26 protein-coding genes and 1 other RNA gene are annotated in these 26,537 nt (G+C 58.3%); 10 read left to right on the top strand and 17 right to left on the bottom strand.

Annotation, left to right across the window (positions count from 1 at the left end; all coding sequences use genetic code 11):
* Positions 1 to 60 precede the first annotated feature (60 nt).
* Together MW046_RS10645 and MW046_RS10640 are read left to right on the top strand one after the other, a co-directional pair.
* Positions 61 to 492, top strand: coding sequence for a hypothetical protein (locus MW046_RS10645; RefSeq protein WP_247993085.1), 432 nt, complete (start codon positions 61 to 63; stop codon positions 490 to 492).
* A 373-nt stretch (positions 493 to 865) separates the two neighbouring features.
* A complete protein-coding gene (locus MW046_RS10640; RefSeq protein WP_247993084.1) occupies positions 866 to 1,897 on the top strand; it encodes a hypothetical protein in 1,032 nt (343 codons plus the stop codon).
* 10 nt (positions 1,898 to 1,907) lie between these two features.
* On the opposite strand, the gene MW046_RS10635 is transcribed toward MW046_RS10640, so the two are convergent.
* Together MW046_RS10635 and lonB are read right to left on the bottom strand one after the other, a co-directional pair.
* Positions 1,908 to 2,714, bottom strand: a complete 807-nt coding sequence (locus MW046_RS10635; RefSeq protein WP_247993083.1) for a CPBP family intramembrane glutamic endopeptidase — start codon at positions 2,712 to 2,714, stop codon at positions 1,908 to 1,910.
* 1 nt (position 2,715) lies between these two features.
* Positions 2,716 to 4,743, bottom strand: a complete 2,028-nt coding sequence (gene lonB, locus MW046_RS10630) for an ATP-dependent protease LonB (protein WP_247993082.1) — start codon at positions 4,741 to 4,743, stop codon at positions 2,716 to 2,718.
* Positions 4,744 to 4,907: 164 nt separating this feature from the next.
* Between lonB and MW046_RS10625 the strand changes: the two genes are divergently transcribed.
* On the top strand, positions 4,908 to 5,423 hold the full coding sequence (locus tag MW046_RS10625; RefSeq protein ID WP_247993081.1) for a nicotinamide-nucleotide adenylyltransferase: 516 nt from the start codon (positions 4,908 to 4,910) through the stop codon (positions 5,421 to 5,423).
* A gap of 65 nt (positions 5,424 to 5,488) precedes the next feature.
* Entirely contained in the window at positions 5,489 to 6,250 is a 762-nt protein-coding gene (locus MW046_RS10620; protein WP_247993080.1) for an SAM hydrolase/SAM-dependent halogenase family protein, read from the top strand.
* Between the two features lie 38 nt (positions 6,251 to 6,288).
* Here MW046_RS10620 and thsA read toward each other — a convergent pair whose 3' ends face one another.
* The 3 genes from thsA to MW046_RS10605 form a co-directional block, all read right to left on the bottom strand.
* The gene (thsA, locus tag MW046_RS10615; RefSeq protein ID WP_247993079.1) at positions 6,289 to 7,860 is read right to left on the bottom strand and encodes a thermosome subunit alpha; all 1,572 of its coding nucleotides are present in this window, start codon (positions 7,858 to 7,860) and stop codon (positions 6,289 to 6,291) included.
* Between the two features lie 143 nt (positions 7,861 to 8,003).
* Entirely contained in the window at positions 8,004 to 9,005 is a 1,002-nt protein-coding gene (locus MW046_RS10610; RefSeq protein WP_247993078.1) for a glycosyltransferase family 2 protein, read from the bottom strand.
* A gap of 146 nt (positions 9,006 to 9,151) precedes the next feature.
* Positions 9,152 to 9,859: a class I SAM-dependent methyltransferase gene (locus MW046_RS10605; protein WP_247993077.1), complete on the bottom strand. Its 708-nt coding sequence runs from the start codon at positions 9,857 to 9,859 to the stop codon at positions 9,152 to 9,154.
* 552 nt (positions 9,860 to 10,411) lie between these two features.
* Here MW046_RS10605 and MW046_RS10600 point away from each other — a divergent pair.
* From MW046_RS10600 to MW046_RS10590, 3 genes are all read left to right on the top strand, one after another.
* Positions 10,412 to 10,684 (top strand): MarR family transcriptional regulator, encoded by a 273-nt coding sequence (locus MW046_RS10600; RefSeq protein ID WP_247993076.1) that lies wholly within the window; start codon positions 10,412 to 10,414, stop codon positions 10,682 to 10,684.
* A 145-nt stretch (positions 10,685 to 10,829) separates the two neighbouring features.
* Positions 10,830 to 11,612 (top strand): MBL fold metallo-hydrolase, encoded by a 783-nt coding sequence (locus tag MW046_RS10595; RefSeq protein ID WP_247993075.1) that lies wholly within the window; start codon positions 10,830 to 10,832, stop codon positions 11,610 to 11,612.
* Positions 11,613 to 11,659: 47 nt separating this feature from the next.
* A complete protein-coding gene (locus tag MW046_RS10590) occupies positions 11,660 to 12,358 on the top strand; it encodes a YkgJ family cysteine cluster protein (protein ID WP_247994767.1) in 699 nt (232 codons plus the stop codon).
* Positions 12,359 to 12,373: 15 nt separating this feature from the next.
* Here the strand turns inward: MW046_RS10590 and MW046_RS10585 are convergent, their stop codons facing one another.
* Complete coding sequence (locus MW046_RS10585) at positions 12,374 to 13,132, bottom strand: protein sorting system archaetidylserine synthase (protein WP_247993074.1); 759 nt, start codon at positions 13,130 to 13,132, stop codon at positions 12,374 to 12,376.
* A 177-nt stretch (positions 13,133 to 13,309) separates the two neighbouring features.
* On the opposite strand from MW046_RS10585, the gene MW046_RS10580 reads away from it, so the two are divergent.
* Together MW046_RS10580 and MW046_RS10575 are read left to right on the top strand one after the other, a co-directional pair.
* Positions 13,310 to 13,696: a TRAM domain-containing protein gene (locus MW046_RS10580; RefSeq protein ID WP_247993073.1), complete on the top strand. Its 387-nt coding sequence runs from the start codon at positions 13,310 to 13,312 to the stop codon at positions 13,694 to 13,696.
* 583 nt (positions 13,697 to 14,279) lie between these two features.
* Complete coding sequence (locus MW046_RS10575) at positions 14,280 to 14,549, top strand: DUF7123 family protein (RefSeq protein ID WP_247993072.1); 270 nt, start codon at positions 14,280 to 14,282, stop codon at positions 14,547 to 14,549.
* A 9-nt stretch (positions 14,550 to 14,558) separates the two neighbouring features.
* Here the strand turns inward: MW046_RS10575 and MW046_RS10570 are convergent, their stop codons facing one another.
* The 10 genes from MW046_RS10570 to MW046_RS10525 form a co-directional block, all read right to left on the bottom strand.
* Positions 14,559 to 15,182, bottom strand: coding sequence for a winged helix-turn-helix transcriptional regulator (locus MW046_RS10570; protein ID WP_247993071.1), 624 nt, complete (start codon positions 15,180 to 15,182; stop codon positions 14,559 to 14,561).
* 100 nt (positions 15,183 to 15,282) lie between these two features.
* On the bottom strand, positions 15,283 to 16,413 hold the full coding sequence (locus MW046_RS10565; RefSeq protein ID WP_247993070.1) for an SPFH domain-containing protein: 1,131 nt from the start codon (positions 16,411 to 16,413) through the stop codon (positions 15,283 to 15,285).
* Between the two features lie 180 nt (positions 16,414 to 16,593).
* Positions 16,594 to 17,175, bottom strand: a complete 582-nt coding sequence (locus MW046_RS10560; RefSeq protein WP_247993069.1) for an NfeD family protein — start codon at positions 17,173 to 17,175, stop codon at positions 16,594 to 16,596.
* 43 nt (positions 17,176 to 17,218) lie between these two features.
* Positions 17,219 to 17,419 carry a DUF7312 domain-containing protein gene (locus MW046_RS10555; RefSeq protein WP_247993068.1) on the bottom strand — a complete coding sequence of 67 codons (201 nt, stop codon included), beginning with the start codon at positions 17,417 to 17,419 and terminating at the stop codon, positions 17,219 to 17,221.
* A gap of 58 nt (positions 17,420 to 17,477) precedes the next feature.
* On the bottom strand, positions 17,478 to 19,544 hold the full coding sequence (gene metG, locus MW046_RS10550; RefSeq protein WP_247993067.1) for a methionine--tRNA ligase: 2,067 nt from the start codon (positions 19,542 to 19,544) through the stop codon (positions 17,478 to 17,480).
* A gap of 145 nt (positions 19,545 to 19,689) precedes the next feature.
* Positions 19,690 to 20,259 carry a YqaA family protein gene (locus MW046_RS10545; RefSeq protein WP_247993066.1) on the bottom strand — a complete coding sequence of 190 codons (570 nt, stop codon included), beginning with the start codon at positions 20,257 to 20,259 and terminating at the stop codon, positions 19,690 to 19,692.
* Positions 20,260 to 20,302: 43 nt separating this feature from the next.
* Positions 20,303 to 21,487 carry a matrixin family metalloprotease gene (locus tag MW046_RS10540; protein WP_247993065.1) on the bottom strand — a complete coding sequence of 395 codons (1,185 nt, stop codon included), beginning with the start codon at positions 21,485 to 21,487 and terminating at the stop codon, positions 20,303 to 20,305.
* Between the two features lie 137 nt (positions 21,488 to 21,624).
* An RNA gene (gene rnpB / locus MW046_RS10535) (RNase P RNA component) lies at positions 21,625 to 21,936 on the bottom strand.
* Positions 21,937 to 21,975: 39 nt separating this feature from the next.
* Positions 21,976 to 22,770 carry a hypothetical protein gene (locus tag MW046_RS10530; RefSeq protein WP_247993064.1) on the bottom strand — a complete coding sequence of 265 codons (795 nt, stop codon included), beginning with the start codon at positions 22,768 to 22,770 and terminating at the stop codon, positions 21,976 to 21,978.
* 92 nt (positions 22,771 to 22,862) lie between these two features.
* Positions 22,863 to 23,999 (bottom strand): nicotinate phosphoribosyltransferase, encoded by a 1,137-nt coding sequence (locus MW046_RS10525; RefSeq protein ID WP_247993063.1) that lies wholly within the window; start codon positions 23,997 to 23,999, stop codon positions 22,863 to 22,865.
* 95 nt (positions 24,000 to 24,094) lie between these two features.
* On the opposite strand from MW046_RS10525, the gene MW046_RS10520 reads away from it, so the two are divergent.
* The gene (locus MW046_RS10520; RefSeq protein WP_247993062.1) at positions 24,095 to 24,961 is read left to right on the top strand and encodes a DUF5518 domain-containing protein; all 867 of its coding nucleotides are present in this window, start codon (positions 24,095 to 24,097) and stop codon (positions 24,959 to 24,961) included.
* On the opposite strand, the gene arcD is transcribed toward MW046_RS10520, so the two are convergent.
* A complete protein-coding gene (gene arcD, locus MW046_RS10515) occupies positions 24,958 to 26,430 on the bottom strand; it encodes an arginine/ornithine antiporter ArcD (RefSeq protein WP_247993061.1) in 1,473 nt (490 codons plus the stop codon). The two genes, MW046_RS10520 and arcD, sit on opposite strands and share 4 nt — an antisense overlap.
* Between the last annotated feature and the right edge of the window lie 107 nt (positions 26,431 to 26,537).

The raw sequence follows: 26,537 nt of genomic DNA, 5'->3' as shown, positions 1-26,537 counted from the left end.
ATCAAATGGATACTTGACTGTAGATAAGGTATATACTCACTCACCTATCAGTCTTAAGTGATGCCCATTTGGAGGATCTCCCTCGTAGGATTTTTGTTCGGGAGGTCGTGGGATCGCTCTCGGCGCATGCTTCTAGCAGGGATCATCGCCTCGATTATTCTCGGGGTGGTCGGAACGGTCGTCCCATTAGGGGTACTCGTCTTCGTCCGGTCGGATATTGCTGGTTGGGTTGCTATCCTCGTCCTCCTCGGAACGGCTGGTGGGATCGCCTACACCAACGCAGGCTACGTAGTAGTGGTTGTGATTCAACTCCTCTTGCTGATAGGGCTGTTTACCAGCGGTGGAGTAGCAACGTTTCCCGGGGCAAACACTGGTGAATATCTCCAGCTTTTGCTTTGGTTTTCGGCTGTATTCGCTCTTGTCTCCGGTTCCATCGGCTACACGATCGGTTGGATGCTGCGGAACGTTCGATGGACCGATCGCACGGGCTGAACCGATCGTTAGATCGCGCCGTTAGATGTGTATTATCAACACACTATATCAAAATATTTATCCTATCTCACACGGACTAATATACAACACGATACCGACATGTATCGACTATCCTCATCCTCAACTATATTACTGTATTACCAGTGCGCCCTCATTGGGTACGGCATCGAAACCGACGTAGATACTATTATATCATACTTTGAACCTATAATGAAACTTCGACAATCTATTTTACGAATGTGAAAGTATACCGATTTGGATGATGTTAGATGACTATAGCCGCCCATCGACCGATAAGATCCATACTGAAACCCAGCCGGGAATGAGCCGTCGTCGTTTGTTATCTTCTCTTCTTGGTGTCGGATTCACACAGATGTCAGCCAAATACATCACTCAGGAGGACATCGATGGGGCAGCTTCGGATGAGGTACCTATCGTCATCGGGTTTCACAGTGATAATCCGTTTGACGAGCCGACGGCTCACAAACGGTACGTCCCCGCCGACTGGTACAACGATTTCCTTCACGCCACACGAATGAAACACCGGGTTGAGCAATCGCTCGGAGCGATGCCAGGCGTCGTCAGTATCGGTGTTAGTCCGGGAGAACGAGGGGGGGACAACTCCCGATTGATCGTTCGATTACAGGACAGCGACGTACGGACGATGATGGGAGAGATTCCGACCCACGTCGAAGGCGTCAAGATCGATGTCGAATCTGTATCGGGTTTTGAATCGATCAGCTGTACCGATACCCTTCGAAACTGGAGTTCATCCACCGCCGCGATTCGGGGCGGATACGAGGTACGGGGAAACTCAAACGCGCCGATCGGATCCGTGGGTGCTCCTGCATTCAAAAACGGTAAGCGGTATCTCGCTACGTGCCAGCACATCTTCTCGGGAAACGACGCGACAGGGTCGACGCTCAAACACCCCGATGGAACCTCTCTTGGCACGGTGAAACACACAAAATGTAAAGAAGATTATGCTATGGTCAAACTCCACGGGAGGTACCGAATCGAACGCGCCATTCGGTATTCGGGGTACAACGGCATCAGTGGGCATTTCTCCTACGATGGTCTGGGTCATCTCAAGAGTCGCGGAGTGAATACACAAAAAGTGGGCCGAACGACGTGCCGGACAAGTTTTTCGAAGATACAAACCACCGCTGAAACGATCTACACCGCCCCCGGCTGTCTTCCGAAACCGTATTCGGTGTTTCACAAGGACAACAGCTCCGGTAACGATCTAAAACGCGGCGACAGCGGTTCTATTAGTTTTTATGAATCTCCAAATAATTCAAATAAATGTTGGTTAGTTAGTTTTATAAATTATGAAGATGGGAAAACGAATGATGTGTTCGGGATCGGCATTTACCGGCTCGCCGACTTCGGGTATAATTTTTGATGATCGTGGGTTATCCCCACTCGATGTCCAGCATCCCACTGATGAGGAATTCGAGCGCGTTGATGAGGTAATGTGCGATAATAACGACGAGAAGGCTGTTCGTGAGAACAAAAATGCCGGCTAACCCGAAGCCGAGCACGCCCGTGACGAGAACACCGATCCGGCCTTGTGCGCCGTGACCGACCGCGAACGCGATCGAGGATCCCACGGCAAGGAGCCACGGCGAAATGGAAAACCCCGTACTGAGAGCGCCGATCAGCGCGCCCCGGAACAGGAGTTCTTCGAATCCGGCGATGATGGGAAGGACGCCACCCAACAGGATGAGCCATCCCGTGGTCGTTTCGGGGGTGAGATGCTCCCGGAGACGGTGGTCGTACTCGTGGTCGAGTGCCGTCGCACACGCAGCACCGAGAGCGTTGATAGCGTACAGACCGATTCCCGTGATGATCCCGACACCGAACGCGACGCCACCGAAGCTTTTGGGGTCGGCGGTGTCGACGCCGAGAGCTGCCATCGGAACCGACGTAAACCACACGCCAGCGAGAAGAAGAACCCCAAACAACCCTTGTGACAGTCCGACGTTGAGCAACACGGTCACAGGGGAGAGCCGTTCCGTTGGGGATGGTCGCCGTTCGGGCGTCGGAGTAGTGTCCTGATCCTGCTCTGTGGAATGATTGGTCGGTTCGGCGTTGTAGTCACTATGGGGCGATCGGTCGTCGACAAATCCGCTAACAGCATCCTGTGAAAGACGAGCAAGTACTAACAATAGTGCGAGGACGACGCCAACGATTCCGGCGAACGCCGTCCAGTCGGTCACGCTACTGTGGGCTTGGGCTGCCCGGACCGGCTGTCGATCCGGAGTCGAGGGCCTGTCCTGTGATGCTCTTGAGACGATCGACGAGCGAATCTTTCTCCGGTTCTCCGACGAGTGCGATGTCGAGTACCTCGCTGATGTGGGAGACGGGAACGATATCGACCATCTCCTCATATTCGTCTTCGATCATCACGTCCTGTTCGTTCGCAGCAGGAATGATCACCGTATCGAGACCGGATTTGGCTGCGGCTTCGATCTTGTGGGTGACGCCACCGACGGGGAGCACATCACCCCGAACCGACAGTGATCCGGTCATTGCAACGCTCTGATCGACTGGAATGTCCTCAAGAGCGCTGATGACGGCTGCAGCCATGGTAACGCTTGCTGAATCGCCTTCGACGCCCTCGTAGGACTGGACGTACTGGATGTGGATATCCTTCTTGGTGATGTCCTCATCCGAGAACTTCTTGATGATCGCCGAAACGTTTTGGACGGCTTCTTTGGCGATATCTTGGAGATTGCCCGTGGCAATCACCTCGCCTGGTCCTTGGGACGGTGCGATTTCGGCCATCACGGGCATCACGATACCCGAATCCTCGCCCATCACTGCAAGGCCGTTGACTCGGCCGCCGACGTCGCCGCGGGCGACGGTCATATCGTAATCCTTGCGCTTCTCAATGTAGTCATCGGCGAGCTGTTGCTCGATCGAGCGCGAACGTCCTTTCGCTTCGAGGACGTGATCTCTCGTCGTTAGATCCACGTCGGAAGCGCGGGCGATATCACCGGCGACTCGGATGAGTCCGCCGAGCGTCCGGAGTTCGAGCGTCAGGTGGCCTTTCCGTCCGGCACGACGCTGTGCTTCGAGGATGACTTCTTTGGCTGCGTCACGGGTGAAGTGGGGCAGTCGCCCGTCCTTTTGGACTTCCTGGGCGATAAAGCGGGTGTACTTGCGCCGCATCTCGGGCGTGTCCTCGATGGTGTCGTCCATGTACACCTCGTATCCGTATCCTTTGATACGGTTTCTGAGTGCGGGGTGCATGTTCTCCATCGCATCGAGGTTCCCGGCGGCGACCATGATGAAGTTCGTTGGCACTGGCTCGGTCTGGACCATCGCCCCCGAGGACCGGTCCGACTGGCCAGTGATCGAGAACTCGCCTTCCTGAATCGCGGTCATCAGCTTCTGCTGAGACCGGATGTCGAGGGTGTTGATCTCGTCGACGAATAACACGCCCTTGTTAGACTTGTGGATCGCACCGGGTTCGACGCGGTCGTGGCTGGGCGTCTCCATGCCACCGGACTGGAACGGGTCGTGTCGAACGTCCCCGAGCAGTGCACCGGCGTGAGCGCCCGTTGCGTCCTCGAACGGGGCGGTCTGTTTGTCGGCGTTGTTCACGAGCAGATTGGGGATCATCGCATCGCTTCCCCGACTGCTGTACCGGAAGAGGAAATAAATGACCCCTGCAGCGAGAATGCCGAGTAGGAATTGGCCCCGTATGAGCGCGTAGCCGAAGACGACCACAATGAGGATCCACATGAGGAACGACCGCATCTGATTGTGTTTCCTAGCCTCCTCCTTGTGAGCGTCAATGATCTGTTCGCCCTTTCCTGCTGGAACCGTGCGGATCTTTGGCTCGTTCCCGTCGTCAGGGTTGTGATACACCAAGATGTCCTGAAGCTCTTCCCGTGGGAGGAGCTGGCTCATCGCCTTGGCTAACATCGACTTGCCCGTCCCGGGTGACCCGATCATCATCACGTGACGGCGCTGTTTGGCCGCTTTCAAGACGATGTCTCGGGCGCGATCCTGCCCGATCACCTGATCGACGAGTCGGTCGGGCACCTCAATGTCGGCGGTGGTGTCGATCGTCAGTCCGCCGAGGAGACCACCCGTCGCTCCGTCGTCGATCTTGTCGTCATCGATCTGCTCCTGACCGAGTTCTGTAACGGTCTCGGCGGAGCGTTCTCCCGACGTGGACAGCGAATCGTCTGCCCCCTCCTGTCCCGGGAGAGCCTCGTCTGGGTTGTTGTCGCTCATAGAACCGTGCTCTCATCGTATACGATGAGATGTTTACTGATATACTTTCTCCCCTTGAGACCGAAACCAGCGGCTGAAACCGCCAGCAGGGAGCTAACATGACAATAGATAGACGGCAATCCACAGACCACTGGCCTTATTACAAAACCGGTAAAGATCTACGTATGCGTGGGTTCTTCATTGGGCGGTTTCAGCCCTTCCATGAGGGGCACCAGACGATGGTCGAGCAGATCGCCCACGATGTGGACGAACTCGTGCTCGGTATCGGGAGTGCGGATCAATCACACACGATGAACGATCCGTTCACCCCCGGTGAGCGCATCATGATGATCACCAAGACGCTCGAATCGCTCGATCTCACTACCTACGCCGTTCCGATCGAGGATTTGAATCGTAATGCGGTGTGGGTGAGTCACGTCCAAAGTATGTCTCCCCACTTCGATGTCGCGTATTCGAACAACCCGCTCGTCGTCCGATTGTTCGAAGAGGCTGGTATGGAGGTCCGTTCGACACCGATGATCAGGCGCGAGGAACTCGAAGGGTCCCGGGTCCGGGATCGAATGCGTCGTGGCGAGGAGTGGAAACATCTCGTTCCCGATCCAGCGGTCGAAATCATCGAAGAGATCGACGGCGTCAGCCGGATCCAGCAGGTCAGCGACTCCGACGCGAACGGATCCTAACCCGGCCACGTTCCAGCAGGTCGTTCGAACGGGTGGCATTTGTCGTCGGACGGTCAACGTAACGTATGATCACGCTTGCGTCGGATTTCGGTGCACCGTACCCCGCTGCGATGCGGGGCGTCATCGCCAGCGATTGTGATGCTCGGATGGTCGATATCACTCACCAGTTCCCTCGCCAAGACGTACGAACAGCGGCGTTTTGGCTCCGGGAGGTGCTTCCCTACTACCCGCCAGCTGTCCACTGTGCAGTCGTCGATCCCGGCGTCGGCACCGATCGTTCGGCGCTCCTCGTCCGTGCAGGCGAACACGCGCTCGTCGGTCCGGACAACGGCCTGTTGGTTCCAGCCGCCCGTCGGCTGGCCGACGCCGTAGAGCTATTCGAGTGGAGCTACGACGACCCCGGCAGTGCGACGTTTCACGGACGGGACGTGTTCGCACCGGCAGCGGCGGCGGTTCACGATGTCGGCGTCGCTGCGATCGAATCCCTCGATCGCGCCACGCCAACACCGGAATACGTCGATCTCTCGTTTCCCGAGCCGACGATCGACAAGCCGAACGGACACGCGGTCGGAGAGGTGCTCGTCGTGGACGGCTTTGGGAACGCGATCACGAACGTACCCGGGACCGTCTGTGCCTCGTCGGTAGGAGGACCGATCGCCGTGAACGGCGAACGCATCCCCTTCGAACGATCATACGCTGCGCTCGATCCGGGTGACCGACTGGTCACCGTTGGGAGCCACGGCAACCTCGAACTCGCGGTGAATCAAGGCCGTGGCGAAGACGCCTTCGGTGTCACTACCGGTACGGGCGTCAGATTCGAATGGTAAATCGGTGAGAAAACGTCAGAAAAGGCCGGATAGCGCCGTTAGCTCGAGGAGATCACGTCGTCAATACGAGTGATCATCGTCGCGGCTTCGGTGGCGCTCTCGATGGCTTCGCGTTTGACCGCGACGGGGTCGAGGGTGCCAGCTTCGAGGGGATCGGCGACACGACCAGTCTGGCCTTCGGCGATGATGCCAGCGGTGCCCTCGCTGTCGTAGGTCGACCGGAGTTCGACGAGCGCGTCGATCGGATCCATTCCGGCGTTGGTCGCGAGCGTGCGTGGGAGCACATCGAGCGCGTCAGCGAACGCCTCGACGGCCAGCTGTTTGCGACCCGTGATCGAGGCTGCCTCTTCGCGGATGCCGTCTGCGATGGCGATTTCGATCGCGCCCGCACCGGGAACGACACCGCCCTGTTCGATCGCAGCAGTGACGACATCAAGCCCGTCAGAAAGCGCGCGTTCGAGTTCGTCAGCGACGTGTTCGGTGCCACCGCGGACGAAGACGGTGACCGATTCCGCTTTGCTGCCACCCTCGATGAACGCGAGTTCCTCGTCCCCGAACTTTTCGACGCGAACGAGTTCGGCGTGGCCGAAGTCGTCGGTTTCGAGATCGTCGAGCGTTCCGACGAACCGAGCGTCCGTCGCACGGGAGATCGATTCGGCTTCGTCGTCGTCGACACCGTCGAACGCGAGTATGCCCTCGTTGGCGAGTGCGGAGGCGACACGATCGTCGACGTCGCCGGTAACGAACGCCACGTCGATGTCGCTTTCGGCGAGCGTGTCGGCGTACTCTTGGAGTTCGCTCTCTTCTGCGTCGAGTGCGGCGTTGAGTTGATCGACGCTGGTAACGTTGTATTCGGCGTCGATGTTGCTCTCGCTCACTTCGAGATCGAGATCGAGCACCGCGATGTTGGCCGACTCGACGCGGCGAGGCATGTTCTCGTGGAGCGGTTCCTCTTCGGAGATAATACCCTCGACAAGCGCCGTCGCTGAAGAGGAAGCCCCGGTTTGAGTTCGAACCCGAACGCTGTCCCGGTCGACGCCATCGGATTCGACCCGACGGATGGCTTCAACGACGGTTTCTGCGAGCGGACGGGCACCGATGTCGCCAGTTCCTTTACCGGTCATACTCGTCACGGCAACGTTCTCAAGGAGATCGTCGTCGACGGATCCCTCGAGTACTTGCTCGTCGATCGTCTCCTGGGCGATGCGCGCGGCCTCGTGGTAGCCCTCGACGATCGACGTGGGGTGAACATCGTCGTCGAGGAGGTCCTCGGCCCGGGAGAGCAGTTCTCCGGCGAGCACGGCGGCAGTCGTGGTTCCGTCGCCGACTTCCTCTTCCTGTGTGGTCGAGACCTCGACGATCATCTGCGCAGCAGGATGTTCGATGTCCATCTCCTCTAAGATGGTCGCGCCGTCGTTCGTGATGACGACGTCGCCCGAGTCGGATACGAGCATCTTGTCCATCCCACGCGGTCCGAGCGTCGACTGAACCGAGTTACTCACTGCCTTGCCAGCAGTGATGTTCGAGGACTGTGCGTCCTCGCCCTGGGTGCGTTCGGTGTCCTCTGCCAGAATGAACATCGGTTGGCCTCGTTGGGCGGGTTGTGACATAATCATAGAGACATGGATTGCGATTCTATATAATTGTTTCTGTCTCGATCGAGGGAATCGGGTACAGGAACGTCATGACGAATGTTATCACAGGTTGTGATATCGTTTTATTCGACGTGTTGATCGAACGCCACTGCGCTGAGTCACTGGTCCCGTCGGTCGTACACGGCGACAGCCCGGTCGGCACGCGTCGAGACGCCGTTGGGGTTGCGCTGTGGCGAGCGATCTCGGAGCCGGGCGATAAAACCGTCTTTTAGGCCGCCAGCTGCGCCAGTTACGATGTTCCGACCGTTAGTAAGCCAGTCAGACGGGCGTGTGTTACCGCGTGCGATGGAGGTGAGCGCAGTTTTGACGTCGGCAGCCGTATGGCGGGCGACACGCCAGAGCGACCGGAAACCGTAGTTCTTCACCAGCCGATACGTGAGCGACCGATACCGCCAGTCCCACTCCCGTGCGGCCACATCAGTGGCGTGACAGCGAGGCCGGAACCCGGGGGTGTCGGCTTTGTGGTTCTCGGTGGTGTGTCGAGGATGGGCGTCTTGTCGAACGCTGAAAGTCGGTTCCCAAACCACGTTGTAACCGAGGTGTGCGAGGCGATGAGCACTGTCTCGGGCGCTACCCATGGCGAGCGACTCGTCGAAGCCGTCGATCGCTTCGAGGGCGTCCCGCCGAAACGCGACGTTACCGCCGTCGAAATACGTCACTCGTGTACCATTGATCGTTCGACGATCGACAGTGTCCGAACGCACACCACCACACTGGGACCGATGCACCGGTCCCGTGATGACGGCAGGCAACAGCGGCCCGTGACCGCTGGCGCGGTGGGCCGTGGCGACGTGATCGAACGCGGTTCGGATCGCATCGATCCAGCGTTCTTCGACGATCAACCAGTAATCGAGAAAAGCGATAACAGTGCCAGTAGCACGGTCGATACCCGCGTTTCGAGCCACATTGATGTTCCGCTCACCGATCTCCACGAGCACGTCGACGTCGTCACGACGACGGACCATCCCGGTCGTCCCATCCACGCTCGGACCGTTGGCGACGATGATCTCCGCCGACGATACGTGTTCCGAAAGCGCATCGAGACACCGCACGAGGTGTTCGCGGCCGTTGAGTGTGGGCACGACCACCGAAAGTTCCATACCGGGGCTACTAACCGCCGGGCGATAAAACGATTGGGTGGACACAGGGGGGTGAGTTCGCGTGGCTCGTCGTCGTTCCCAGAGGAAGATCATACGGGAAGACGTTCACACCGAGCGCGCAACGACCGCCGGGATCGATCGGAGCGTCACTGGACCGTTGCGTTCCAGTAGGACACCGACGCGAAAAGGTCTCCGATCGACGTTTCTCCGACGGTCGTGTCGGCATCCCGAAAGCTCGATGCGATCTCATCAGGGATCTGGCGATAAAAGCCGTACGGAAGGACGAAATCGTGCGCCTCATCGATGAGAGTGAGATCCGCTCCCCTGAGAAGGCGATCGACCTCGGATTCCGAATAGAGCCGTGACCCCATCGGCAGCAACCAGTTGTAAACTGTACGCGTACTGTAGCGGTTGAACGTGTCGAAAAAGACTTGATCGCGGGAAACGCGACTCATCTCTCGCAGGAACGACGCCGGTGTCTCTGCGAGATGGAAAAATCGGATCGCAAACACCGCATCGAAATGGTTGTCGGGAAACGGAAGCCGAGCAGCGTCTCCTCGGAGGAACTCGATGGAGTCACCGACACCGTTGTTTCTGACTTTCTGCCGGCCCTGTTGAAGCATGGCATTGGAGATGTCCAACCCGATGATCTCCCCGCTGCGGTCTGCGAGCATCGTCGTGAATCGACCGGTTCCACAAGCGATTTCGAGAATTCGCTTGTCCTCGACGGGGGATACGGCATCGAGAACGGCCTGCTTTTCTCGCTCATCGATGAGGCGTCCACCGCGGGAAAACCGCTTTGTGTCGTAATCCTCGGCGATATCTTTCGCCTGATACCACTCCTGGCCCTTCACACTACCCCCAACAATTCATTCTGGAAATAAAACGATACTGGATTAGAGCGCATGGTGTCAGCACACCACGTTTATGACTGCTCTAGCAGGACACGAACGAGATCTCGGCGTTCAGGATATCCACACGATTTCGGGGTCGATTCGGAGACACACCCATTCGCCGTTTCCGCGCTGCGGTCAACTACCCCACCCGACACGTCTTCGGCGCGTTGAAAACTCCCGTTTGGTTCGTACACCGATGAGCGAGTTCGTTGGCGGGCGGACGAACGTTTTCCTGTCAAAGATAGCACGGAACTGTTCGGAGAACACCACAGGACGAATACGAGATCGGTCGAGAAAAGATACGGCGAGCACAAAATGCCGCGTGAGACGATCAAAAACGGATTGTCACGCCGGGGGTGGTGTCGAATCCCGATTCACTTGCTCCTGTAGGTTGCGGCAATACCTGTCTGAAATCTATGTATAAGGGTGACAATCACACATTGGAGTATTCGTATTGTTTTGTGGAGGTTATAGCGAAGATTTACAATCTCGTTCCTCCGAGAGCCGGATATGAGTACGAATGCGGAGAATCAACCGGCGGAAACCTTTCTCACCGATCCGGACTTTCGGGACCGGTTGCGCGACCTCCCGCCGAGCGCCAAGCTCGTTGCGAAAGTGCTAGACGATGAATCACCCCTCTCACAAGGCCAGCTCGCCAAGGAGTCGCTGCTTCCGGACCGGACCGTTCGATACGCGCTGAACCGGCTGGAAGATGCCGACCTCGTGGAATCTCGATACAGCTTCCACGACGCACGCAAACAAGTGTATTTCCTCATCGATTGAAGGATTCGTTCTCGTAGGATTCCGGGGACTGAACGGTGTTAACATCTCTGAGGTTTACCTGTATCTTTTCGTCGGTCGTAGTTTCGACCCGTAGAGATGGTTTGGTGTCCGTGAGAATTTTTTCGGTGGTGACGTACGGCCCGGTATGAACGTTTCGAGAGTTCCGGTGTCGGACGAGGTGGCCAAGACGCCGAGCGGGTCGACGAACGCCTACTTGGTGGGTGTAGACGGTGCACTGCTGGTCGACCCGGGGGGAGAAAGCGACGAACTCGACGCGGCCGTCGCCGATCGTTCCGTCGATCACATCGCAGTCACACACCATCACCCGGACCACATTGCTGGCGTCAGTCGGTACGCCGCGGAAACAGGAGCGACGGTGTGGGCACGCCGAGGACGGGAGCGGTCGTTTGAGTCTGCGACTGGGGTAGCGCCCGATCGAACGTTTCGTGGCGACACGACCATCGAAATCGGTGCGGGCTGCGTTCGTGTGCTCGAAACCCCCGGTCACGCGTCCGAACACGTGTCGTTTGTGGTCGGCGAGCAGTATCTTGTTGGGGATCTGGTGCTGGCGTCGGGTAGCGTCGTCGTCGGTGCACCCGAGGGAGATATGCGCGCTTATCTCGGATCGTTGCGGCGCGTCTATGCTCGGGATCCCTCGGTGTTGTATCCCGGCCACGGTTCAGTGATCGACGCGCCACAGGCGACAGTACGACGGCTCATCGATCACCGACGCGAGCGCGAGCACCGCGTTCTCGGGGCTATTGAAGCCGGTGCGGCGTCGATTCCGGAAATCACGGACGCCGCATACGAGAAAGACGTGTCCGACGTTCGTGAGCTGGCAGAGGCGACGGTCGAAGCCCATCTCGAAAAGCTCGCCGTCGAGAAGAAGGTCGTATGGGACGGCACACGCGCATCACTTCCGGCGTGACCGACACCGAAGAACGGACGTTTCTCCGCGGCGAAGAAACGGTTTGTATGGCCGATTCGGACAGTACAGACGCCGATGGCCCTCCCGATCTCGAACGTGAGCTGGAGCGGGCACGCACGCTCGACACCGAAGCGTTGGCCGACGCCATCGAATCCATCGGCTTTGCGTGTACGCGGTGTGGGGAGTGCTGTACCGCCCACGGCGCAGGCGACGACCACGAAGAACACACTGCTACCGTCTTCCCCGACGAGGTCCGTGAGCTACAGAACGCGACTGACGGTGGATGGCGTGATGTTGCCCGCCCGATTCCCTACGGTCTGACAGACGGTCCCGATGGACCTGAAGGCGAGACGTTCGAGTGGGCGCTCCAAACCGACGGCTGTGGTGACTGTGCGTTTTATGCTGAAGATGAGAACGGAACCGGTGCGTGTACCGTCCACGCCGACCGACCGCTCATCTGTCAGACGTATCCGTTCAGCCTCGCACTCGGCGGAACGAACCAACCGATGGGCGAGCCGGTAGAACAGGAAGAACTCGTTCGTGCCCACGACTGTGAGGGTCTCGGCCGTGAAATCAGCCGCGAAGACGCCAAAGCGCTCGCTGCCACGCTGAAACGCCGTGCTATCCGAGAGATCGAAGAAACCATCGCCGTCAGTGAATCCTACGAACCGACCGCCCCCGGCAGGGGTGAGATCGTCGTTCACGATTCTGAGGGTGCCAAACACCCCGACGGAACACGGTTGTGAATCCTGTGTATCGACTCACTTCGTGATCCCCCGACTTCGATACGAGACTGGACCCAACACGAGATACGCGAGCGCCGCGAGAAGCAACAGGCGAGCGAACCACAGCTGAAGTCCTTCGGGAGCAATGACGACGATCGCTTGAACGGTTCCGGCACCGAACGCATCGCGTGCGCGCAGTCCCGGATACGGTGTTTGAATTACCATCAGATACGCCAACACACCCATCACGGCCAGCAACAGGACGGCGCTGTCAAAACCCGCGAGATACGCGACGGCGAGGATCGTCGCCGCGAGCGTGTTGGGGACCCCACCGCGAAACGACTCGGCAGCATCCGTCACCGTATACACCGCCGTTCGGAGAACCGATGACACCACGAACACCGACGTAATGAGGACTGCACCGACGAAGTGGAGCGTCGGCTCCGTACCCGACCCGGTCTCGATCCACTCCACCCACGTGACGCCGAAGACGAACAACGCCGGTGCGACGCCAAAGGAGATGACATCCGCGATCGAATCCATCAACGCACCCACTGCCGACCCGGATCCGGATCCTCGACGGGCGAGCACGCCGTCAAGTCCATCGGCGATCGCTCCGAGAAGGATCAATCGAGCCGTGAGTTCCAACCCGAGAGGATACCCAAACGCTCGCGCGAGAGGATTCTCAGCCACCATCGAGAGCGGAACCGTAAGGATCGCCCCGAACCCGGCCACGATGTTCAGTACCGTCACTCTATCAGCGGTCCCTAACCGACAGAGCGGGTGGAGTCGCACACTATCGATGACCGCTACCGCATAATATACTTTCCGCAATCATACATGGAGATAATACAATGACGATACTATTTTGTTGTGATATTATGTATCAGTTCGTCTTTGCAGTGGGAGATGTCGTTCTGAGGCGATACCTTCTTTACTCAGTGCCCGTGACATCGCGTTCAGAGGTTTATCATGGAAATCTCAGAAAAGCTCCTGTGTCTGTTTAGCGCCGAAGTGTCTACCAACGGCGAGACGTACACCGTCGAGATTCCCCGGCGTGAGATCGAGACCGGTTCGGTTGAGCCGGGGGAAACCTATCGTGTCGCGCTTATTTCGGCGGATGAGGAACGTCAATCATCGGCGACGACTTCTACAGTGTCGGACCAGCCTCAACCACCCGTCGAGACTGGTGAGATCCGGTACGTCGAAATCGAGGATCTGGGCAAACAAGGCGACGGTATCGCGCGCGTCGAACGGGGATATGTGATCATCGTTCCCGACTCGGAGGTCGGTGAACGGGTAAAGGTCGAGATCACGGAGGTCAAGCCGAACTTCGCTGTCGGAGAGATAATCGAGTGATCGCTGGTACGCCGTCGGTCCGCACCGGGCCCGAGAGCAATCCGAGCCGCTGGTCAATCCTGCTGCGTTCCGTTTCGGCTCCGTCGTGGTTCGAGAGTGAATTTCAGTTCTTCGCCCGCGTCGGGGGACGGAAACGCGCTCACAAATCGAAGGTTTGTGGCATGTGAACGAGTTTAGTGAGCGCACCAGTAGACGTGTGGTGAATGGTGAGAAGCTGAACGGCGAGAGTCACCAGCCTATTGCCGAAGACTGATTGCAAAGAGTCCACATCAAAGCCCCATCGCTAGAAATGGAAGATTTCGAAAGTTTCTGGTTAGCAATCAGAACTCCAATGCAGTTCTGATGACATCACCGAGCGAAGCTCGGTTAGCAACCAGGCTTTGCCTGACGACACCCTCAGAAGCGAGCGGAGTATCCCGCAAGCGAGCAGGGTGGGGTGGTTTACGAGGGTGTTTCCCGGCCGTACCAGCCCCCCATTCATAGCCCCCACTATCGGAGTATTGTTCGAAGAAAACCGCGGTACTGAACGGCGTTACCCCACTGTACCAAACTCACTATATGTCGTTCTCTCTTGGGTCAATGCATGAGTGCCAGCACTCCATCAGCGATAGATCTGACGGAGAAACAACAACGAATCTTACGCTATCTCCGAGAGAACGCAACGACAAAAACGTATTTCAAGTCCCGACTCATTGGCAGCGAGCTCGGTTTGAGTGCCAAGGAGGTCGGAGCAAACATGCAGTCGGTACAAGAAGCAACACTCGATCTCACGATCGAAAAGTGGGGATATTCGTCGGGAACCACGTGGAAGGTGACGATGTCGACGACAAATCCGTCCGTCGCTCGGGGGTGAGCAGCGACGTTACGGCGAACTGGGCGGATCGTACTGGATCAGTGAATCCGCATCCACAGCGAGAGCGACCGCATCCTCACCGAACGAATCGGCGTACTGAACGAGAAGAGTGAGCATGGTTTCTGGACGTTCGACGGCGTAACCGTTCTCGCGCGATAACAAGGCTGCCGCTTCGAGTTCTTTTGCGTACTTGCTCACTGTCGGCCGCGAGACGTCGAGCGTGTGGGCGATGTCGCTCGCGGTCGCATTGGGATCACGAAGGAGGACGATGAACATCCCGCGAGCCGTCTCGCGCCGGAGATAGCCCAACGCCACTTTTTCATACTCGCTGAACCTGTTGGCCTCGACGTATCGACGATACTCCCCGTCACGGAAGCTCTCGATGGCGTGAGAATCGACGAGGCGTCGAAGATGGTGTTGGGTTTCACCAGTACCCAACGAGAGATCATCACGGATCTTCGAGAAGTGTGCACCCGGTGTAGTCGAGAGATAGCCGACGATAGCATCACGGACATCGCTCGACGAACTGCTATCGACGAGTCGGGAGAGCGGACCAGCAGCCCCCAGCGCCGCAAATCGCCGGAGGGTCGCACGTTTCTCCGTATCGACCGACTCACTCGACTCATCAACCATTACGTACCTATTGGAGTTGCTATGTAAAATAACTTGTCGGTTCGTGGCGGTCAATAAAGAGATCGAACTGCCGACCACTATCGCCGCTTGGAATGGATCATCAGCTCTTTTCGGTTTCTAGTTCCGTGTCGGCCTCGGTATCCATCTCTTCGATCACTTCGTTGGAATCCTTGATGTCGGGGGTATCCTCACCCTCTCTGATGGCCTCTGCTTCTTCATCGATCCCTTCGATATCCATCTCAGCAGTTTCGTCGATCTGGCCGATCATCTCGTCGATATCGTCGAGCCCGAGTAGCTCACGGGTTTCGGCGTCGAAGTCGAGGCTATCGAGTTCGGCAGCATCCTCGGCCACGTCACTCCCCGAAAGATGCTTGCCGTACCGACCCACCAGCGAGGTCAGCTCTTGGGGCAGGAGGTAAGTGGTGGATTCGCTCTGACCGATGTCCGCAAGCGTCTCCATTCCTTTGTCGATGACTGCCCGTTCGCCCATCGACTCGGCGGATTTAGCGCGAAGCACTGTCGACAGCGCATCACCCTGTGCTTCCAAGATCTGGGCTTCCTTCTCACCTTGTGCTCGAATGATGTTCGACTGCTTGTCACCTTGTGCCGTCTCGACTGCGCTACGCCGTTCACCCTGTGCTTCGAGGATCATCGCGCGGCGACGACGCTCTGCTGAGGTCTGTTGTTCCATCGCTTGTTGAACCTCGGGGGTAGGGTTCACTTCACGGACCTCGACACTCTCAACACGCACACCCCACTCGTCGGTCGGTTCGTCGAGTTCTGCACGGATGCGCCCGTTGATCTCCTGGCGTTTGTTCAGGGTGTCGTCGAGATCCATGTCCCCGATCACCGCCCGCAGTGTCGTTTGAGCGAGGTTCGACACTGCGCGCTTGTAATCATCGACTTCGAGAAACGCCTTCTTCGCATCCATTACCTTGATATAAACGACGGCGTCGGCCGTAACGGGTGAGTTGTCCCGTGTGATCGCCTCTTGCCGAGGAACGTCCAGTGTTTGGGTCCGCATATCGAATGGATACGTCGCTGAGACGAACGGCGGTACGAAGGTGAGTCCCGGATCGAGCAGCTTCCGGTACTCACCGAGCACGGTCAGTGCGCGTTTCTCGTAGGGTTTTACGATCTCGACCGACTGGGCAACGGCAAAGATCAGAATCAACAGCAGCGCTAAAACTACGATCGGTACGACGCTTCCCTGTAGCGGGAGGGCAAACATGCAAAGAACTTGGGATAGTACCACTAAAAATGTTTCCGTTACAAGATGAATTACTTACATAATTTCAACCAGAGAAACAATATCACCGGCAAACGCTACTTTTTGTTCAGCTTCAGCGTAATCCATTGCAACACGACAGACAGCTGCTAAAACGAGTCCACTACTAGTGGAGTGAGATCACTACGACGCAGTGTCGGGTTCACGCTCGTCGTTTCGGGGTTCGGAATCCAGATTGAGTTCCCGGTCGATCTCGTCTTCGATGACCGAGAGGGCTTCGACGGTGATAACGTTCCCGCCGCCGGGATCAATGACGATGACTTCCTCACCGGCAGGGATCTCACCGCCGAGCGTTCGGGCCTGGTAGTAGGGATTGAAGCCGCCGCTTTCGAGTTTTACTTCACCGCTAGTCCCGGAGACGTGTTTGGTGACGTACCCTGTTTTTCCTTTGAGGGCGTCTGAATCACTTGTACGCCCGCTTCCTTTTCCACCGTAGATATCCATCTCCTTGTAGAAATACAGGGAGACACCGCCGGCAACGAGGACGGTGAGCGCCATCCCGATCAGCATCGGGATCATGCCGACGAATCCACTCAGTGCGATTCCGACGAGTCCAGCGACCAAGAGGGCGATACCGACGACGATGAAGTGTGCACCGGGCGCGAGTGCTTCGGCTATCAGGAGTCCAGCACCGGCGAGCAACAGCAACACCGGCAACGTAAGTGAAACCCCCTCGACAATGGGCTGTAAGACGATCGCCTCCATGCGTGGTGTTTGGTCTATCGATATGTTAACCCTTCGGGGGAACTCAGATGAAACCAGCCAGCATCAACAACAAAACGGCCGTCACGAGTGCTCCTAACGTGACGAATACTGCGCCTTCGATCGATGGGGAGCCGGGTTCGGGGTCCGCAGATCGGAGGGCTTCGATCTCCTCGTCGATCGAATTGGGCGTCTCGTCCTCGCCGACATCGTCGACAGCGAATCGATACTCCCGTTCGTCATCCATACCAGGGGGTACTTTCCGGTCTCATAAGTCGGTACCGAACGGCTCTTGATCGAGTAGCTCACTTGATCGACGTTCCGGGGGGCGTCTCACCGTGAGTGGTGAGAAGGTCCGCCTCTTCGCCAGCAGCCAGCACCATCCCGTCGCTCTCGACGCCGAACAGCTCTGCTTTCTCCAAGTTGGCAAGGAGCACGACGCGGGTTCCGGGAAGTTCCTCAACGTCATGGAGCTGGCGGAGACCAGCGACTACCTGACGGGTCTCGTGACCGATGTCGACCGCGAGCTTCACGAGCTTGTCCGCTCCTTCGATCGGTTCTGCGTCCGTGATACGACCGACGCGGAGATCGAGTGCTTGGAACTGCTCGAAGCTGATTCGGTCTTCGGAAAGCGGTTCGAGCGCCGTTTCGGCGTCGGTGGCCTCGTCCTCATCCGTGGGGTCGTCCACCTCGGGCTGTGCCTGTCGGTCCTCAAGCCGTTGAGTGAGGGTGTCGACCCGCTCGTCCTCGATCGGCTCGAACAGTTCGGTCGGTTCGTCGAACTGCTCTGACGGTGCCACAAGCGCCGTGTCGAGCGTGGCGTCGTGAACGCTTCCCGCCTCATCGAGCTGTTTCCAGATCCGAGTTGCAGTTTGGGGAGCAGTCGGTTCGAGAAGCACGGCGATCGCTTTGGCGAGTTGGACACAGCCACGGATGACCGTCGCAGCCCGCTCGGGATCCTCGTCGGTGAGCTTCCACGGCTCGTTACGCTGGATGTACTCGTTCCCGAAGCGTGCCAGTTCGACCGGGACGGTTCCGATCTCTCGGATGGAGTAGTCGTTGACCCCCTCTTGGAACGATCCAAGCGCCGTTTCGATTCGGTCGGCGACCGGCTGGGGGCATGGAACGTCAGGCGTCCCTCCGTAGTTGCGGTAGGCGAACAACAACGACCGATAGATGAAGTTGCCGAGCGTGCCGAGTAGTTCGCTGTTCACGCGCTCTTGGAACCGGTCCCACGAGAAATCGAGATCCTGCTGGAAGCCGCTGTGGGTCGTGATGTAATACCGGAGGAGATCCGGATCGAACCCTTCATCGAGATACTCACGCGCCCACACCGCTCGGTTGCGGCTCGTAGAAAAGCCCTCACCGTTCAGCGTGACGAACCCGGACGCCATCACCGCACGCGGTTCCGTATATCCGACAGCATGGAGCATCGCGGGCCAGAAAACGGTGTGGTGTTGGATGATATCCGGTCCGATGACGTGGACGATCTCACCGTCGTCCCTCCAGGTGGTCTCCCAGTCGTAAACGTCCGCTCCAACGCGATCGGTGTACTGCTTCGTGGAGGCGATGTACTCGATCGGAGCGTCCACCCAGACGTACAACACGAGATCGGTTTCCTCGTCGGGATAGTCGATTCCCCAGTCGAGATCGCGGGTGATACACCAGTCTTTGAGTTCGCCCTCGATCCACTCTCGGGGCTGGTTTCGTGCGTTATCGGTGCCTTCGAGGCGGTCGATGAACGCCTGAAGATACTCCTGTAGCTCCGAAAGCCGGAAGAACTTGTGTTCCCGGGTGCGATATTCCGCCGGATTTCCAGTGATGACGCTGGTCGGCTCTTCGATCTCACCCGGTTCAAGGTGACGGCCACACCCCTCATCACACTCGTCACCGCGAGCGGTCGAACCACAGTACGGACACGTCCCTTCGACGTACCGGTCGGGAAGCGGTTGTTCTTCGGTCGGATCCCACGCGACCTCGATGGCTTTCTCGGTGACGTATCCCTTCTTGTCTAGGGTGTGGACGATCTCTTGGGTGAGTTTGACGTTCGTCGGCTGATGTGTGTGGCCGTAGTTGTCGAAATCGACGTTGAATCGCTCAAACGTCTCCTCGTACTGCTCATGGTATCGGAGCGCGAACTCCTCGGGTGGGACACCCTCCTGTTCGGCTTCGACGGCGATCGGCGTTCCGTGCATGTCCGAACCACACACATACGCCGTCTGCTGTCCGAGCGTTTCGAGTGCACGAGCGAACACGTCGGCGCTGAGGTTGCCGCGCAGATGGCCGATATGGAGATCACCGTTCGCATACGGCAACCCACACGTCACGACTGCTGGTCGATCCGTCGGAAACGGATCGTGGGATCGGTTCATACCGTGTGCAGCCTTCCGAGCGGTGTAAATCCGCCGATCATCTCGCCCGGATCACCCCAGTTTCCGATCAGTGGCTGTGACACCTCACAGCCATCCTTACCGAAACAGCGTCGGCCACACCGCGGCACGGTCGCCAGCACGCCACTCAGAAAACCAAAAAGACGATTTCGATCCCAGCAAGCCAGATGACCAGTCTGCCGACGCTTCCAACGAACGTCGCCACGGCGAACTTGATATAATCTTGTTCGATTACGGTGAACGCGTAAATCGAAATGGTGTCGGGAAAGCCGGGGATACAGAGCACGCCAGCCAGCCCGATATAGCCGTACCGTCGAACGATCTGAACCGTTTTTCGCTGAGAGATACCGACGATGTCGATACCGGTGCGCTCTACTGCTCGTATCACCGGTCCCGAGTGGATCGCTCTGTCACCGATGTTGAGCGCGAAGACGCTTCCGAGTGCTTTACCGGTCCCACTCACAACGACGATGAGAGCCATCGTTATCCACTCGGGAACACCCAAGTTGAGTGGTGCAGCGAGCACGATCTCGCTAGGAAACGGGAGCACGACCGCGATGAGAAACGAATAGACGAAGATGAGTACCAGTCCGAACGGACCGACCGCGTGCTTGACGGCGCGTTTCAGTTCCCAGGATCCGCTTTCCACTACCAAGGGAAACAGGGGGAATGACGGATCCAACAACTCCGCGATCACGAGAACGACTTCAGAACAGTTGACCCTAAGTGTTCCGAGTGAGCTACGTCCACCAGCGAGAACTGCGCTCTTGTTGGGGTGTGGTGCTTTGAAGGGGATACGGGAAGTCGCTCACGTGGTCGAATCCAAACGCGTTTTCACCGAGTCGGTTGCCGACGTGCCACGCGATGGTCTCGGTGTCGAGACCGGTGAGTACGATCCTGACGTGGTGGTACTGTTCTAAGGCATCGTCGTTATCCGGATCGTACCCCGATGGAATGCTACACGATCCGGTGTTCAGATCCGAACACGGCGATTCATCCGAAAATTGGATCCGGATGTCAGCGGCGTTCGGGTCGGACACCCGTTTGAACGAAACTCGGTTGGGTACAGTTCCGTCAGCACCTCGCTCGTAGTAATCAAGGGCAGCATCGATCTGTTCGTTGACGGCGTTTCGCTCCTGAGGAGGAATCCCAGACTCGTCGACAGCGACGGTGAGCGTGGAGTGGTCCCACGGAAGCGCGCGCTCGGTCACGTTGGGCTGAGGAAGCGTAGTCAAGTCGGACTTCGCTGCCATGATCTTTTTGGGCCGGTCACCGTGGTCCAATCCGAGGGTGTGCCCGAGTTCGTGAATGAGGAGCTGCCTCGTCGAATCGTCGGTGTATCCACCCTTGATCTGCACGTTCACAGGGCGGTTGACGTCACCCGGTGAGGTGATGTAGGGAGCACAGCCCTCGACACGCTGTTTGACGCCGCATTCCTCGATGGAGGAAACGAACGACACAGCGATATCTGGATTCTGTGCGTTCTTCTTCAATTCGTAATCTATTTTGTATCCCGCATACTGCTGGCTGTTCTGTTCCCAGTACGCCAGGGCATCCTCGACGAGCGGTATGAGTTCGCGGTCGGTGTTCAGTTCGCTGTCGACCGCGACCGTCAGGGTCTGCTTCTGCCACGGATTGTCACTCGATGGAACAGCGTTCTCATCGTTGCCTGACGCGGTATCACTGCCCGTGGCGTTTGTGGTGGTACCGTTCGAGGGTGTTTCGTTGTTCGCTGCCGCAGATCCGGAGCCGGGGCTGTCGTTCGACTGCCCGGACGGCGTCTCGACCTGCGTGCTCGTCTGCACCGTTTCATTTTCATCAGTTGACACATTCTGTGGATCCGGCGTGTTCGTTCCGAACGGTCCACTCGCACAGCCGGCGAGTACGACCATAGCGAGCACAAAAATGACGAGGCGTCGAGTCATCTGTATCATGATCGGACACCAAGAAAAAGACATTTTTGGTTATGATTACACAACTGGTAACCAGGTCATATCCGATATGTATTCATGTTTATTTTATGCACTAGGATGAATTGGTGGAATAAAATATTCGAGTCTGTGGCTGTGAGCCGTAAGCCCCCTTCTGTTCTATCCAGCATTCGGCTGAGCGCCCGCGGTGTGTGTCCGGGCTACCATTCTGTCGCGGGCTTGCACCGGTGAGGGTTCGCCGTTCCATCCGTTCTCCACCATCGGTCCTCGGTGGGTTAACGTGCTCTCGTTACCTCAAGCGTCGCACACCTCATCGGTCCGGTGGAGGGGTCTCGTTTCTGTTCCAGAGCCGACGGTCTCCCGTCCCGGGTTTGCACCCGGTCACCTGCCCGGACGGTGGGGGGACTTTCCTCACATCGTGCGGAAGCCGGGCACCCACTGCCACAGAGAGGGTAGACGACGATACGGGGTAAGTCGTTCGGTCACTGCCCGGCGGCGATCGGATCGGTTTCGGTCCGCTCGGATCGATGTTCGACGACGAACGGGGACGTACCACAGCCGTCGCTTTCGACCTTCGGAAGCATTCCCACGCGATTGACGTGCTCTCGATACGCCGCTGTGGACGTTACCGTCACGACATGAAAGCCTTCCTCAGGAACGTCGTACCCGAGATGTCCGGCGATCTGGCTCCACCAACTGTCAGGCACCGCGTAGCGCGATTCGGACTCTCCCTCGTACACGAGGTGCGCCTCGTCGTTCTCAACCATCCTCTCGAGATTCTCCAACAGTTTTTCATCGGTCTGGAGCAACTGCTGAACCTCCTCGTTCGTGAAGTCGAACGCTAATCCAGTAGCACCGGCACCCTCCGATCGCCCGGTCACTTCGTACTCGTCACGGAGGTGTGGTGGGGTCAGGAATTTTGGCCGTCCAAACGAGTAAACAGCCTGTGCTACGAGTGAAAACAGGAGCATCGGAGCCAGCATAAAAGCACCAATAGTCGAAAGGGTGGGCCGCAGCCCGGAAACACCCATCGAGTGTAACACGACTTCAGAGCTTGTCAAAAATCCCCACACGGCGAGACAGAACAACGATGCCCCGAATATCGGGAACGTTCGATCGGTCACAGCGAAATCAGCAAGGTGGTATGAACGCTTGACGATGGGAATCGGCGGGGCGGACTTCTCCCCGTTCCAGACGGCCCGAATCCGAACGGGAAGCCAGAGCAGTCCGAGGAGTCCAATCACCAGTACGGTCACTGGACCGATCAGGCTCGCCATCATTCCTGACGTTATATCATACTAATCTATAGTTTGTGTTGTATCCATTGGACGGTTCTCGTTTCCATCCCATCAAATCTCGCCGGTTTAGGTCAGTCGTCGGTACCGAATCCAACGCGTTCGGCGTCGGCCAGCGCCCGCTCGGCGGCGGCGTCGATGTCGAACTCACGGACGATCTCACCGTCTCGAACCAGTGGTTTCAACAACGACTCGTCCGACGATGACTCGGACGCGGGTCGGACGCGGTGAGCGCCCTCTTCGGTTCGGTACACGTCCTTGCGTCCGGATAGCTTCCCGCGTTTCGCTATCGGTTCGCCATCGATCTCGATGATGTCCAGCGCGAAGTCCACCGGATCGGCGTTGCTGACGTAGCCACCCACGCCGAAGCCGTCGGCGACATCCCGTAGCTCCCGGAGATCTGCGGGTCCGAGTCCGCCGCTGAGAAACACATCGATATCCTCGAACCCTTCGGCATCGAGTCGCCACCGAACCTCTCGAGCAATGTGACGGAAGTCCCCGCGTCGAGAGCTGGGTGTATCGATCCGGACGCCATCGAGATCGATCGTCTCGGCCGCCCTGAGCACCTCGTCGGTCTCATCAGAGAAGGTGTCACACAGCGCGATCCGTGGCACGTCCTCACTGACGGCCGCGTCGAACGCGTTCCACGCCGTCTCCTGTTCGCCCGTCCCGAAACAGAGCACGAGCGCGTGAGGCATCGTTCCGCTGGCTTCCCGGCCCAACAACTCGCCAGCAGCGACGTGTGAGAAGCCATCGAACCCTGCGACGAGCGCAGCCCGTTCGACGACCGCGGCCATCGATGGATGGACGTGACGCGCCCCGAAACTCAACAGTTGGGAGTCAGGGGCTACACGCCGGGCATGGAGCGCGTTCGTGGCGATTCCACTCGCATGAGAGATAAACCCGAGCAACGTGGTTTCGAGCCGCGCGAACTCGGTGTATCGCCCCTCGATCCGCATGACTGGCCCGCCATCGAACAGCTGCCCTTCCCGGAGCGCATCCACGTCGATGGAGCGTTCGGCGAGAAGTTCCGCCGCGTCCTCGACGCCGGCGAACAGCTCGAACTCCCCGGTCGGGAACTGATCAGCGGTAACCTCGGCAACGACGTGTGGATCCACGTCGGCGTCGGCCAGCGTCGTGAGCGTCCGGTCGAAGTAGGCGTCCGTCGCCCGACCCTCGCGGATCGCAGACGGGGGGACGATGTCGAACATACTCGCCCTTCTCGTGGCAACGCGAAAAAGCAGACGGGTTCACCACGATGGAAATGTTTATTGTTATTTGGTTTTAGATATAAAAATACATATTTATGGCCCTGCTTGCGCCCCTCCGTAAAGCACAGACAGACGACTCGTTGCGGTTTGCGATCCTCCTTGGTCTAGCGACGATCCCGTTCACCCTCCTCCTCTCGTCGGGATCGGTGTCGATATCAAGTGGCGGCGTCGTGATCGGTAGCTCTATCTCGGGGGAGCCGTTGCTTCTGGCCGGACTGCTCGTTGGATACTACTACAGCAACCGATCGACCGAGAGCCGCCGCGCCGGACTGTGGACCGGTCTCGTCGGATCGATCGCAACGGTGCTCGTTTTCGTAGTTACCATGCTCCCCTCGATCGCGGACGCGTCGCTGGAGATGACTGCCGTCGCTGTCGTCTTGATACCGATCGCCATCGCCATCGGCGCCGGTCTCTCTGCGTTGATAACGATGATCGTCGCGGTGATCACTGATCGGGTGACGACGCGGCTCCGGAACCGTAACAGATCGGACACGGGTGAAACCCCCGAGCCCGCTGCGTCCTCAAACTGGTGGCGAGCAGTTCCCGTCTACGCGCTCCTCGCACCGATCGTATTGCTCTCCGTGTGGTTGGAAAGCCTCGACAGCGGTGTTGGGGTCGTCACGTTCCTCGGGCTACTGATCCTCGTGCCGTTGTCGATCGTCGCGCTTGTGGCGTTGTTCATCGACGCGACCGAACCCAGAACGGACTGGATCCCCTCCGTAGGAATCTACGTCGGGATTCCGATCGCCTTGTACGCGCTTGTGTATTTGGCGTCCGCCAGTCAGGGACGGATGGAACCGTCCGGCGATGCGTGGTACGGGTTTATTGTCGCGCTCTGGATAGTCGCCGCTGTCTATCTCGCTGACAGATACCGCCACATTGGCACGCTGCAGTTCCGTTAGTCGTCGTCGGTCGTCGTGGCTCCGGTGGCTTGTCCGGGGTCCGCTTCCGCCGGTGACTGCGTGCTATGCATCCGCCATCCGGTGACACCCATCACGAGTAGTATCGCTGGCGAGAGAAATCCGAGGAAGTAGTACGGTGCGTACGCGAGCGTCGGAACGCCGAGCACGCCAGCCATGTAGACACCACCAGCGTTCCACGGGATCAACGCGCTGGTGACGGTGCCACTCGACTCGACGGCACGCGAGAGGTTCCGTGACTCGAGATCGAAGTCCTCATACAGCCCTCGCAGCGTCATACCGGGAACGACGATGCTCATGTACTGCTCGGCAGCGAGCGCGTTCATCGCCACAGCCGAGACGGCGGTGCCGGCGGTCAAGCCAGCAACGCTTTCGATGAGCCGACCGATGTGGTGGGCGAGCACCGCGAGCACGCCCGTCCGTTCCAACAGCCCACCGAGCGCGAGCGCCGCGACGACGATCGTGATCGTCCACGTCGATCCCATGAGACCGCCGCTGGCGAGCAGTTCGTTGACCAGTTCAGCACCTGTCTGGGGGTCGGTTCCGGACTGTGCGATCTCCCACGCCGCCGTGAACGACACGCCTTGAACGAGGATCGTCGTCCCGACGCCGAAGAACACGCCTGAGACGAGTGAGGGAAGCGCCGGGATGCCGAAAAGCGCAAGCCCGAACGCCACGAGCAACGGCAGAAACACGACTGGATGCAAGGAGTACGAACCAGCGATCGCGGTTTGGATCGTCTCGATCCGTCCGGCGGGAATAGATCCCTGCGCAGCGAGTCCAAGAGACGCGTAGGCGAGTAGCGAAATCCCAAACGCCAGCGTGGTCCCGACGCGCATGGTGCGGACGTGCGTCATCAGATCGGTGTTCGTCACCGCGGCCGCGAGGTTCGTCGTGTCCGACAACGGTGAGAGCTTATCACCGGTGTACGCCCCCGTAAGCAGCGCTCCAGCAGCCATTGGAAGCGGAACCCCCAACCCTTGGGCGATCCCCATGAACGCGACGCCGATCGTTCCGGCTGTCGTCCACGAGGAACCGACGGCGAACGCCACCACCAGCCCTAACACGGCGGTTGCGGGGAGGAACACCGACGGTGATAGCAGCTCCAACCCGTAGTAGATCAGTGCTGGGATCGTTCCCGCCGACATCCACGTGGCGATCAGGGTGTAGATCACGAACAGGATCAGTATCGCCTGCATCCCCATCTGGAGGGCGTCGACGAGTCCCTCATACTGTGTATCCCATGGCACACCGATCCAGTATCGACCGACCAATCCGGTCAGAACGATCGCCCACAACAACGGGAGATGTGGGTCGAGATCCAACAGAACCGCCCCGATGCTCAAGAAGACGAGCATACCGATCACCGGAATCGACGCCTGAAGCAAGGATGGCCGCCGTTCCGGCGGTAAATCGTCGTAACTCAACGGTTCGAACGAAAGGGATGCCATTGCCCCTGATATCACTTGGAGGAATTTGAATCTGTATATTCATTACTACCAAGTATCTGGCGGGTCGTCGCGCGGACGAGGGACGTACCACTGCTGGCATGGTACGA

The sequence above is a fragment of the Halocatena salina genome, from assembly GCF_023115355.1.
Classification (GTDB): domain Archaea; phylum Halobacteriota; class Halobacteria; order Halobacteriales; family Haloarculaceae; genus Halocatena; species Halocatena salina.
Note: the sequence above shows the minus strand (reverse complement) of the source record. Positions and strands in the feature narration are given on the sequence as shown.